The 12,526-nt window shown below is 45.1% G+C and carries 10 protein-coding genes; 7 read left to right on the forward strand and 3 right to left on the reverse strand.

What is annotated here, in order from left to right; all coding sequences use genetic code 11:
* Nucleotides 1-39: 39 nt before the first annotated feature.
* From AAC852_RS02105 to hrpB, 3 genes are all read right to left on the reverse strand, one after another.
* The gene (locus AAC852_RS02105; RefSeq protein WP_340619662.1) at nucleotides 40-762 is read right to left on the reverse strand and encodes a TSUP family transporter; all 723 of its coding nucleotides are present in this window, start codon (nucleotides 760-762) and stop codon (nucleotides 40-42) included.
* Between the two features lie 160 nt (nucleotides 763-922).
* Nucleotides 923-3,394: a bifunctional glycosyl transferase/transpeptidase gene (gene mrcB, locus AAC852_RS02110; RefSeq protein WP_340619591.1), complete on the reverse strand. Its 2,472-nt coding sequence runs from the start codon at nucleotides 3,392-3,394 to the stop codon at nucleotides 923-925.
* A 54-nt stretch (nucleotides 3,395-3,448) separates the two neighbouring features.
* Nucleotides 3,449-5,950 (reverse strand): ATP-dependent helicase HrpB, encoded by a 2,502-nt coding sequence (gene hrpB / locus AAC852_RS02115; RefSeq protein WP_340619592.1) that lies wholly within the window; start codon nucleotides 5,948-5,950, stop codon nucleotides 3,449-3,451.
* Nucleotides 5,951-6,110: 160 nt separating this feature from the next.
* Here hrpB and sfsA point away from each other — a divergent pair, with 160 nt between their 5' ends.
* From sfsA to panC, 7 genes are all read left to right on the forward strand, one after another.
* Entirely contained in the window at nucleotides 6,111-6,821 is a 711-nt protein-coding gene (gene sfsA, locus AAC852_RS02120; protein WP_340619593.1) for a DNA/RNA nuclease SfsA, read from the forward strand.
* A gap of 195 nt (nucleotides 6,822-7,016) precedes the next feature.
* Nucleotides 7,017-7,472 (forward strand): RNA polymerase-binding protein DksA, encoded by a 456-nt coding sequence (dksA, locus tag AAC852_RS02125; protein WP_038269417.1) that lies wholly within the window; start codon nucleotides 7,017-7,019, stop codon nucleotides 7,470-7,472.
* A 57-nt stretch (nucleotides 7,473-7,529) separates the two neighbouring features.
* Complete coding sequence (gene gluQRS, locus AAC852_RS02130) at nucleotides 7,530-8,450, forward strand: tRNA glutamyl-Q(34) synthetase GluQRS (RefSeq protein ID WP_340619594.1); 921 nt, start codon at nucleotides 7,530-7,532, stop codon at nucleotides 8,448-8,450.
* Nucleotides 8,451-8,743: 293 nt separating this feature from the next.
* Nucleotides 8,744-10,102, forward strand: a complete 1,359-nt coding sequence (gene pcnB, locus AAC852_RS02135; protein ID WP_340619595.1) for a polynucleotide adenylyltransferase PcnB — start codon at nucleotides 8,744-8,746, stop codon at nucleotides 10,100-10,102.
* Between the two features lie 20 nt (nucleotides 10,103-10,122).
* Nucleotides 10,123-10,605 (forward strand): 2-amino-4-hydroxy-6-hydroxymethyldihydropteridine diphosphokinase, encoded by a 483-nt coding sequence (folK, locus tag AAC852_RS02140; protein ID WP_340619663.1) that lies wholly within the window; start codon nucleotides 10,123-10,125, stop codon nucleotides 10,603-10,605.
* A 108-nt stretch (nucleotides 10,606-10,713) separates the two neighbouring features.
* A complete protein-coding gene (gene panB / locus AAC852_RS02145; RefSeq protein ID WP_340619596.1) occupies nucleotides 10,714-11,505 on the forward strand; it encodes a 3-methyl-2-oxobutanoate hydroxymethyltransferase in 792 nt (263 codons plus the stop codon).
* A 73-nt stretch (nucleotides 11,506-11,578) separates the two neighbouring features.
* A complete protein-coding gene (gene panC / locus AAC852_RS02150) occupies nucleotides 11,579-12,436 on the forward strand; it encodes a pantoate--beta-alanine ligase (RefSeq protein ID WP_340619597.1) in 858 nt (285 codons plus the stop codon).
* Nucleotides 12,437-12,526: the final 90 nt, after the last annotated feature.

A 12,526-nucleotide genomic window follows, 5' to 3' on the forward strand; every position in this document is an offset into this window, starting at 1 on the left:
TAACACTACAATAATTAACACTACAATAATATTGTGGTGTTATGGATTACTGCTTACACCAAAACCCGTACCGCCTGAATTGCAGACATTACCGCCAATACACCTAACAGAATGAGCATCAACCAGCGGAAAAATAAAGAGAAAAAGGACAGATAACCCCGTGAGTAACAGCACAGGCCACAAATAATCCGAAGAAAATAATTCGAATGCCTCATTACGCAATACCACCAATTGGCTGATTTTTCCGAGCAAAAAACAGAGATTCTCTGCCCGTGCAATTTCATGACGATCATTGCTCATCGCCAACAGGCACATTATTAATATGGGTGACATAGCATTTGTCGCTCCGCCAATGACACCCGCCACCAAGCCAAATAGCGCCAAAATAATCGGACTTGCAGGTAAACGAAAATTATCGCTGCGTACACTATTAACAATGTAAAACGCAATGACTCCACTCAGCAGTAATTGAAGATAGGCAGGATTAATCAGAAATAAAAGTTTCGCCCCAATAAAACTACCTAATAATGAAAAGAGCGCCAGTAAACTGTATTTATGTAATATCGGGCCAATTTTTCCACCTGAAATCACACTTAACACATTAACCAACAATGTTGGCCATAATGCTAAAACTACCGCTTCTTTCAAAGGCATAAATAAACTTAATGCGGTTGTACTGGCAATAGGAAAACCAATACCACTGATACCATGTAATAACACAGCGGAAATAAATAGCAGGGATAAGATATAAATAGCAGGGATAAGATAATAACATTCATAGTCTGGCTTTCACTAAGTATCACCTCGCCCAATTATCAACCTTAATTCTATTTTTCGACTGAATAACATCACCATTCTCATTTTTCCGATTCCCCACGGCTCAAGCGTGGGGAATTGCATTTTAAAACTGCTTATTTACAGGTTATTGCCCAAACATCTCACGCAACCAGCCCGGAGCCTCTTCTTTACCTTCCTCAATTGGCGGCTGCACGGATTGCTGACATAACGCTTGTGGGTCATCTGTCCAGACCGGTAACATTCTGATACCATTTCCAGCACAGTTAAAGGAACCATCTTCATTAACTGACATATCAACAATCCCTTCCGGTGGACGGTTATTCAGCGCCAATGGTGTTTCATTTGCCAGATAACGTTCGTAAATCTTCAGTGCTCCCGTTGCTCCCGTCAGCTTGGTCGGCTTGTTGTTATCTAGCCCAGCCCAGACAATCGCGACTTCTTTACCATCAATTCCAGCAAACCATGTATCACGCAGATCATTGGTCGTTCCCGTTTTCCCCGCCAGATTATATTTGCCATATTTTCCGGTCAGTGAACGACCCGTTCCCCGCGCAACAACTTGCTGCATACCATATAACGTCAAATAAGCGGCTTGGGCAGGTACAGCTCTTTCCGCCTGTGGGTAACTTTGGTAAATCACAGTGCCATCCTCAGCAATGATAGAGCGCAGTGCGGAGAGTTTAGCCCGATTTCCTCCACTGGCAATGGTCTGAAACTCCTGAGCCATTTCCATCGGCGTCAGGTTGATAGCTCCCAGTAACATTGCAGGGACTTTCTGGATTTCTTTAGCCGGAATGCCTAATAACACTAAAGTATTAGCAACATGATCTAACCCCACATCCAGACCCAAATTGACTGTCGGGATGTTGATTGAATGTGCCAACGCATCTATCAACATGGCTCGGCCACTAAAAGTACGGCTGAAATTTCTCGGCTCCCATGGTTTACCACCAGCCTGAGGTATTGAGATAGGTTCATCCGCCAGCCAAGTGTTCAGACGATATTTATCGGGTTCACTCAATGCAGTCAGATAAGTTGCAGGCTTGGCAAGCGAACCGATTAAGCGACGAGCATCCATAGCACGGTTAAAACCCGCATATTGTGGCTGCGAGCCACCAACCATCGCCCGGACTTCGCCACTAAAACGATCAACAACGACTATTGCCCCTTCTAAATTAGGCACGTTACGCGACTTGCGCAGATCAGCAATACCTTGTTCTATTGCTTTCTCCGCTGCATCCTGTGCAACCGGATCTAACGTAGTAAAGATTTTTACACCGGATAAATCATTAACTTTATCACCCAGCTTTTGCTGTAATTCCTGACGCACCATCTGCATAAATGCAGGCTGTGGTGTTATTACATCACTTTTGGGTTTTACACCGAGTGGACGAGCGCTTAGCAGGTCATATAGCTCCTGATCAATCACTTTTCGGTTCTGGAGGATCTTCAATACAACATTACGGCGTTTCAGTGCGGTCTTAGGATTACGCCACGGGTTATACCACGAAGCCCCTTTAACCATCCCGACCAATAATGCTTGCTGATCCAGACTCAGTTCATCAATCGGACGCCCGAAATAATAAAGACTCGCTAACGGGAAACCTCGGATCTGCTCATCACCACTCTGCCCTAAGTTAACTTCATTCAGGTAGAGTTCAAGAATGCGATCCTTGCTGTAGCGTGCATCCAGCAATAATGCCATTAAGGCTTCATTAGCTTTACGGCTTAAGGTACGTTCGTTAGTCAGGAATAAGTTTTTGACTAACTGCTGGGTTAAGGTACTTCCCCCTTGAACTGAACGGCCTGCCAGCAAGTTTTCCAGCGCTGCACGAAAAATCGAAAGGGGTCTGATGCCGTCATGCTCGTAGAAATAACGATCTTCCGTTTCTAATAATGTCTGAACCAGTAAATCAGGAAAGCCGGAACGTGGAACAAATAGGCGCTGCTCACCATTCGCGGACTGCATCATTGTGATCAGTTTTGGGTCTAGGCGGAAGAAACCAAACTGACGCTGGTTTTCCATGTTTTCAATACTGACCAAATGATTGTCATTGAAAATTAAACGAGCCTGAATTTGCCCCTCTTTACCATCAGGAAAATCAAAAGGCCGACGCAACATTTCAATGCTATTGCCTCTGACCACAAACTCACCTGCACGGGTTATTTTAGTCACCTGCCGATACTGCATACCTTCCAATAACCGAACCATTTCAGCCTTACTGTAATTCATGCCCGGCTCAAGGTTTACCATACGGCCATATACCGCAGCAGGAAGATCCCAAACTTTGCCATCAATGCGATGGCGAATTTTGTTATCCAGATAAAAACCATACACAACAATGAGTACTGTCAACACAATAAAGATTTTCAATAGCAGCAGCCAGACCCATTTTCCCCGCCTTTTTACCTGCGAGGATTTGTTCCCTTTTTTCGTCATGACTTCATCCTCATCGTCGTTATCGTTATCATTTTCGCCTTCAAAATCATCATAGTCATAATTATCCCGCCGATGACGTTTATTCGCCTGACGCCCACGACGATGTCCCGATTTTTTACCCTTACGTCCGATTGGCTGACGATCATCATCAGACATACCGAATTCTCCAATTGTTCATGAAACGTATAAATATTGAATTTATTAAAATAATTACATATATTTTTTCACGCGCCTCGTCGGCGCTGCATTAGCAGGGTCATCTGGCCATAAGTGTTTGGGATAACGCCCTTTCATCTCTTTTTGTACCTCTCGATAAGCTCCCCGCCAAAATGCCGCGAGATCCTGAGTGATTTGTAATGGACGATGAGCCGGAGACAACAACTCGACAACGACAGGAATTCGCCCTTTCGCCAAAACCGGATTTTGCTGCTCGCCGTACATTTCCTGCATTCTGACTGACAATACGGGTGGCTTATCGTAGAAATATTCGACGCTGATCCGGCTTCCAGTTGGCACAGTGTAATTAGTAGGCAATTCATTATCCAGTATTTGCCGCTGCTGCCAATCAAGAAGAGTCACAAGAGCTGATGACAGATCAACTTGTCGCAATCTCTTTAAATCTTGCACATGTTCCATTTCCAATGCAGGTTGCAGCCACTGTTCAAGAGAATCCAATAAAGCATCATCATCAACAGCAGGCCATTCAATTTCCGGCAGCCATTCTGCGGCCCGTTGCAAACGAATTCGTAACTGCGATGCTTCCTGTGACCAAGTCAGAGCTGCCAGTCCCTCCTGCCGGACCCAATTTAATAGGGCTTCCTGCAATTCCGTCGCAGAAGGTTTTGCCAAAGGCTGTGCCTTAACCGTCAAACGTCCACATTTCAGCCGTTTCCATGCACGCAGCGTTCCCTTATTATCATCCCATTCAATAGCTGTCTGTTCTGTAAACAAAGCAGGATATTGCCTGATTATTTGTTCCATATTCAACGGACAGGCAAGCAGAATGCGCGCATCCGGTGTTTTGCTACCTTGCTGCAATACCGGTACTACCAGCCATGTTTCACCTGAAAGCGACTCTTCTCGCTCCAATACCGCACCCAAGCCAGTAGCAAGTTGAAAACGCCCAAGGTTGTCACGATTTTTCGCAATTCGGTCAGGAAACCCCTGCACTAATAACTCAGGCACATACTCCAGATTAATGCTGTTAGGCTCCGCAACAGTATTATCTGCCAGGCTTCTGACCAGACTTTTGAATAGCTGTTTTGCCCGTTGTTGCCAATGAGACTGATTGGAGGTGAGACAATGGACGAGATCCGGTTGCCCCCATCGTGGCGGCTCCTCAAGGATCGCAACCAGTTTCGCTGCTGTTGCCAGTGCATCTCCTGCCGATTCTTTCTCCGCACATGATCCTTTATCCGAACACCACTCTCTTGCCAGACATAAAATAGCGGCCAAACGAGGCTCACAACCGGATTCAGTCATTCGCCAACCACGGGCAGTTAATTGTTGCTTATCATCCAATGCTCCCAATCGAGTAAGCAGAGATTGGGCTACAGCCAGGGCAGCTTGTGGTGGATTGTCTAACCAATGTAATTGGCCACTGTCACGACATCCCCACTGCAATAAAGAAAGCAGCAAGTTACTCAAATCTGAATGCAGAATTTCCGGTTCACTGTGCTCTGTAGCACGCTCAGCCTGCTCTTGACTAAATAAATGCCAACATACGCCAGCTTCCAACCTGCCCGCCCGACCAGCTCGTTGAATCATTGATGCCTGACTGATGCGTTGGGTAATCAAACGGGTTAAGCCGCTCTTTGGTTCAAATCGGCTGGTACGTTCCAGACCACTATCCACCACCAGACGAATTCCCTCAATCGTCAGACTGGTTTCTGCAATATTAGTCGCCAGTACCACCTTACGCATTCCTGCCGGAGCAGGCGCTATTGCTTTGCGCTGTTCTGCTAGTGATAAAGCACCGTATAGTGGGCACAATAATGTCTCGTTATTAACCTTGCCCTCCAACTGAGCCAATACACGCTGAATTTCACCCGCACCAGGTAAAAATAGCAGTAAGGAGCCTGTCTCTTGCTGTAATAAGCGTAATACTGTGGAAGCCACTGTTTGTTCAAAAGGCAGATGAGCAGGAAGTGGATGGTAACTTCTCACCACTGGATAACTACGGCCTTCTGATACAATCACAGGTGCTTCAGGTAACAGAGAAGAAAGGCGCTGATTATCCAGCGTGGCTGACATAACCAGAATACGTAAATCGTCGCGCAGCCCTTTCTGCACATCCAGCAACAGAGCCAGCGCAAGATCGGCCTGTAAGCTGCGTTCGTGAAATTCATCAAGAATGACAAGAGAGACATCACTCAATTCAGGATCTTGTTGCAGCATCCGGGTCAAGATCCCCTCAGTCACTATTTCAAGGCGTGTGGAGGCACTGACTTTAGTCTCCGAACGCATTCGGTAACCTACCGTCATACCTACTGGTTCATTCAATTGCTCTGCCAGACGTTCAGCAACACTACGCGCTGCAATACGTCGGGGTTCCAACATAATAATACGTCCGCTAAACCGGGTATTATTCAGGATTGCCAGCGGTAATCCGGTTGATTTTCCTGCGCCTGTCGGAGCATGTAATAAAACCTGTTTCGAGGTCTCCAACTGAGTTATGACAGCGTCTACAACGTCATAAATAGGTAATAACAAAGGCTCACCATAGCAATTAACTTTCAAGGGCGGTCATTGTAGCATTGGCGATTTTAATTTCAGTTCACGTTTAATTTCATCTTCATGTTTAATTTTAGTTCAAGTTGCATCATGCAAATGGCTTAATGATAGTGAACCCGTTAGTTATAAAGGAAAGTTTATGGAATTTTCGCCACCATTGAAGCCTGCTACATTCATTCGTCGCTACAAACGTTTTCTGGCTGATGTCCTCACTCCAGAAGGTGAAACGCTCACTATACACTGTGCCAATACTGGCGCGATGACAGGCTGTGCAACTCCCGGAGATACTGTGTGGTATTCCACATCAGACAATCCTAAGCGTAAATATCCCAATAGCTGGGAGTTGACACAAACTCAAAACGGGCATTGGATTTGCGTGAATACACTGCGGGCTAATGATCTGGTTTATCAGTCTATTGAAAAAAATCTAATTTCAGAATTATCCGGCTACGAAAAAATCAACCGCGAAGTGAGCTATGGAAAAGAGAAAAGCAGGATAGATTTATTGTTAGAGTCAAAACAAAAAGTTAATTGCTATATTGAAATAAAATCGGTCACCTTATTGCAAGACAATAAAGGATATTTCCCTGATGCAGTGACAATTCGTGGGCAAAAACATTTACGTGAACTATCATTGATAGCGCAACAGGGACAACGAGCTGTCCTGTGCTTTGCTGTTTTACATTCTGGTATCAATCAAGTGATGGCAGCAAAACATATTGACCACGATTATGCTTTTCTTTTGGAACAAGCATGCAATTTAGGGGTCGAAGTAATTTGTTACGGGGCCAGCATGACAGAAAACAGGATGGTTCTAAGTCACAAATTGCCTTTTGTATCAATGGGATGATTTGTAAACAGATCATGCTAATGAGGTAAGTTTTGCAACATTATTTAGCCAGTAAACACGGCTGTCTTCACACCATTGCAAAACTAATGGTAGGAATAATTGCCAACCTCGCAGTCATCTGCTATTTATAGCGGCCTATTTTTTCCCCCTACTGTTGGGGGGTCGTTTGATAGTGCGTGTGTAAGGAGAAGCATTATGCAAGAAGGGCAAAAACGTAAAACCTCGTCCTTGAGCATTCTCGCCATCGCTGGGGTAGAACCTTACCAGGAAAAGCCAGGCGAAGAATACATGAACGATGCCCAGTTAACGCATTTCAAGCTGATTCTGGAAGCATGGCGCAATCAACTCAGGGATGAAGTAGACCGTACTGTATCTCATATGCAAGATGAGGCAGCGAACTTCCCTGATCCGGTTGACCGTGCGGCGCAAGAAGAAGAATTCAGTCTTGAATTACGTAATCGGGATCGTGAACGTAAATTGATCAAGAAGATCGAAAAAACGCTGAAGAAAGTCGAAGATGATGACTTCGGCTACTGTGAATCCTGTGGGGTCGAAATCGGCATTCGTCGTTTAGAAGCTCGCCCCACAGCTGATTTATGTATTGACTGTAAAACGTTAGCTGAAATTCGCGAAAAGCAAATGGCTGGCTAACTGATGGGTTGAGTACGGCGCTGAAAGGCGCCGTATACTCCCTTAACTGATCCTGACATGACTCAATCCGAATCCGAACACTTTCCATTGTATAAACATACTCCGCTGTATATTGGGCGTTTTGCGCCATCCCCTTCTGGCGATCTCCATTTTGGTTCTCTGGTGACAGCACTGGGCAGTTACTTACAGGCTCGTGCTTACCAAGGAAAATGGCTGATGAGAATCGATGACATCGATCCTCCGCGAGAAGTTCCTGGCTCAGCAAGTAGGATATTACAAGCATTAGAGCACTACGGCCTTCACTGGGACGAAGAAGTACTATACCAATCCCAACGCCACGACGCTTACCGGGAGATACTTGAGCAGCTACTACAACAGGGAAATAGTTATTATTGTACCTGTACCCGTCAACGCATTCAGAATTTGGGCGGATTTTATGATGGTTTCTGCCAGCATTTGCACCTGCCGGCCCGTAATGCCGCCATTCGCCTGCAACAACAGTATCCCGTTTATGGTTTTTACGACAAATTGCAGGGAAATATCACCGTATCTGCAAAAATGGCTGAAGAAGATTTCATTATTCATCGCAAAGATGGTTTATTTGCCTATAATCTTGTCGCTGTTATTGACGATAACTATCAAGGCATCACTGAAATTGTCAGAGGAGCAGATTTGATCGAACCTACAGTTCGCCAAATATCCTTATATCGGTATCTGAATTTTAAAACGCCAGATTATGTGCATTTGCCCCTGGTATTAAATCAAGAGGGCAATAAACTTTCCAAGCAAAATCATGCAAAACCGATCCCTCTTGATGATCCACGTCCATTGCTTATTGATGCGTTATCATTTTTAAATCAACCAACCATTGCAGGCTGGCAAGATCTCACCACAGATCAATTACTAAAACAGGCTATCTTTGGTTGGAATATAAATCATGTTCTTCCCCAAAACATAATCAATAGACAATTTAAATAAAGTGTTGCTATTAGCACTGCAAGCATTCTCAAAGAATGTCCAGTAAGTTATGATTAGCGGCTGTTTTTTTGTTTTAATTTGATTCGTCACTATCGAGGTGTACCATTTTTAACCGAGTAGCAACTTTCTGCCGTAATTTGCTGATCCGCGAAACTAAGATAAAGCGCGAAACACAGGCAGCCAGTGAAAGGCCAGTCACCGTATCTGACCATTCTGCTCAAACAGAGAGCAGCACTCTGCCTAAACACAGCAGAGTGAATCGCATATCTTCATCAAATGCCGAAAACATCAAAATGAAGAAAACATCTGGAAAGGTAAAGCCTTCTGCCCCCCTGATCACCGTGATCCCGCGGGAACAGCACCCTATTTCACGCAAAGATATCAGTGAAAATGCATTGAAGGTTCTATACCGCCTGAATAAATCTGGCTTTGAAGCTTATTTGGTAGGCGGCGGTGTACGTGACTTATTACTGCACAAAAAACCGAAAGATTTTGACATTGCCACCAACGCAACACCAGAGCAAGTGCGTAAGTTATTCCGTAACTGTCGCCTTGTTGGTCGCCGTTTTCGCCTTGCCCACATTATGTTTGGGCCAGATGTGATTGAAGTTGCCACATTCCGTGGGTCACATGAACAAACTGAATGCAATGACCGCAATCAGTCACACAAAGCCCAAAGTGGGATGTTACTGCGTGACAATATCTTTGGTTCAGTGGAAGAAGACGCCATCCGCCGCGATTTCACTATCAATAGCCTCTATTACGGTATTGAAGATTTCGCACTACGGGATTATGTCGGTGGAATGGCCGATCTGGAAGAAGGGATCATTCGCCTGATTGGTGATCCGGAAACCCGCTATCGCGAAGATCCTGTACGGATGCTGCGTGCCATCCGTTTCGCCAGCAAGCTAAACATGACTATCAATGAGACCACTGCCGAACCTATCCCACGTCTTGCGTTTCTGCTAAGAGAGATTCCTCCCGCCCGTCTATTCGATGAATCTCTGAAACTACTACAGACAGGGCACGGTTACAGTACTTATAAACTACTGCGTGAATACCAGCTATTTGAACCATTATTCCCGCTAATCCAACGTGGATTCACCCAACGCGGTGATTCAGCGATGGAAAAACTGTTGCAGCAGGTATTAAAAAATACCGATTATCGTCTCCAGAATGACAAGCGGGTCAATCCTGCTTTCTTATTTGCGGCAATATTATGGTATCCACTGATTGAACATGCGGAAAAACTGACGCAGGAAGGTGGATTACAGTATTACGATGCCTTTGCTCTGGCGATGAATGATATTCTTGATGAACAGTGCCGTTCAATTGCCATTCCAAAACGCCATACCACAACTATGCGTGATATTTGGCTATTGCAGCTTCGCCTACCGAGCCGTCAGGGGAAACGAGCAAATAAATTGATGGAGCACCCAAAATTCCGGGCTGCTTTTGATTTACTGGAATTGCGCGCCAGCATTGAACCACGTCATGAACTGAAAGAACTGGTGCACTGGTGGACAAAATTCCAACAATCAACCCCTTCACAACAGCGGGGCATGATCTCTGAACTTGGCTGTGAACCTGTTCGTCGCAGAACACGCCATCACCGGGGGGGTCATAATCGCCCTCGCCATAACAGGAATTAACAGGAATCATGTCTAATACTATAACCCGGATTTACATCGCTATTGGCAGTAATCAGGCTGATCCTTTGCAGCAAGTTGATAATGCACTTGCTGCCCTGAAAACAATCCCTGACACGATTTTTATTGCACGTTCCTCATTTTATCGAACTAAACCGTTGGGACCACAGGATCAGCCAGACTATCTCAATCTGGCTGTTGCATTGGATACTCACTTACTACCAGAAACCTTGCTTGATCACACTCAAGCGATAGAGCTGGCTCAAGGGCGTGTCCGCAAAGACGAGCGTTGGGGGCCGAGAACACTTGATCTGGATATTATGTTATTCGGTGACCAAGTGATTAATACTGAACGCCTGACTATTCCCCACTACGGTTTAAAACAACGCGAATTTATGCTTTATCCGCTTGCAGAAATTGCACCGGATCTCGTGTTTCCTGATAAAGAAACATTAGCAGAACGATTAAAACATGTTCCAGAAAATGGCCTGACGTTTTGGTTGTAGCACAGTAGTTTTATGAAAGAAAAGTAACGCAACATCTCATACAGTTGTGGCCGATTTCTGGATAATTTGGGCCTGGTTCATTCGGGTATAACTATTCAGGAGATAATAATGAAACCAATATCTCTGGCTGACCTGAGCCAGTTAAAAAAAGAGAAACGTAAGTTTGCGACAATCACGGCTTACGATGCTAGCTTCGCTCACCTGTTTGCTGCCCAAGGTATCAATGTCATGCTTATTGGCGATTCACTCGGCATGACCGTACAAGGGTTTGATTCTACCCTGCCAGTTACAGTGGAGGATATTGCCTACCATACCCGAAACGTCCGCGCTGGTGCTCCCCATGCTTTTCTGATCGCCGATATGCCTTTCATGAGTTATGCCACTCCAGAGCAAGGTTGCAATCATGCTGCTGTTTTAATGCGTTCAGGCGCTAACATGGTCAAAATTGAAGGTGGAAGCTGGCTGTGTGAGACAGTAAAAATGCTAACCGACCGTTCTGTTCCCGTTTGCGGGCATCTGGGACTGACACCACAAGCCGTTAACATATTAGGGGGCTATAAAGTACAGGGGCGTGATGAGCCCACAGCTCAACAATTAATTAACGACGCTATTGCCTTAGAAAAAGCCGGGATGCAATTATTGGTGCTGGAATGTGTGCCAGCAGAACTGGCACGGAAAGTGACTGAAGCGCTGGAAATCCCAGTTATTGGCATTGGTGCGGGCAATCAAACTGATGGCCAGATCCTCGTCATGCATGATGCTTTAGGCATTACCGCGAAACCACCAAAATTTGCCAAAGATTTTCTCAAAGAGACCGGCAACATCAGGGATGCCATCAACCTGTACATTGAACAGGTGGAAAACGGCACTTATCCCGACCAAGCACATTCATTCAATTAATCTATACCCTATGGATTTCAAGAAAAACGACGGGTATACACAGCATGACGGCCAATTATAAAGGAGTAGAGCAATGCTGATTATAGAAACAATCCCCATTTTACGCCGTGAAATCCGTCGTTGGCGTCAGGCCGGAAAACGAATTGCCTTTGTGCCTACAATGGGCAATCTGCATGATGGTCATATGGCTCTGGTTGATACTGCCAAAGCCCAGGCTGACGTAGTCATTGTGAGCATTTTTGTCAATCCAATGCAATTTGATCGCGAAGATGACTTAGTCAACTACCCGCGAACTCTACAGGAAGATTGCGAAAAACTGAGTCGCCACAATGTTGAGATGGTTTTTGCTCCTAATGCCAACGAAATGTATCCGAATGGCTTAAACGGCAAACAGACTTTTGTTGAAGTCCCTGAACTCTCTTATGTGCTTGAAGGTGCGAGCCGACCAGGGCATTTCCGTGGAGTCACCACGGTTGTCAGCAAATTGTTCAATCTGATCCAGCCTGATCTGGTTTACTTCGGTGAAAAAGATTTTCAGCAGTTGCAGGTTATCCGCAAAATGATTGCTGACATGGCTTATGATATTACTCTGGTTTCCGTACCTATTGTCCGCGATAAAAATGGGCTGGCACTCAGTTCACGCAACAATCTCCTGTCTCCAGAAGCGAAAAAAGTGGCGCCTCTGCTAAACCAAGTCATGCAATGTGCGGCTGAAAGGTTGAGAAATGGTGAACGGGATATTGAACAGTTGCTTGAAATAATGTCCACTCATCTACGAGAAGAAGGTTTTATGCCAGATGAGATATTTATTCGTGATGCAGAAAATCTGGAACCTTTAACATCACAGAGTAAAAAGGCTGTGATCCTGATGGCGGCATGGTTAGGAAAAACACGTCTGATTGATAATCAACAGGTTGACTTAACGGTTTGACTTTATTTTGGGGATGTGAACCACGATATAATCCACATCCCCGTGAAAAAACAGTAACCATACGTATCGTTATCCAAAATCCGCACTTTT

Source organism: Xenorhabdus siamensis, assembly GCF_037996745.1.
Classification (GTDB): Bacteria; Pseudomonadota; Gammaproteobacteria; order Enterobacterales; family Enterobacteriaceae; genus Xenorhabdus; species Xenorhabdus indica.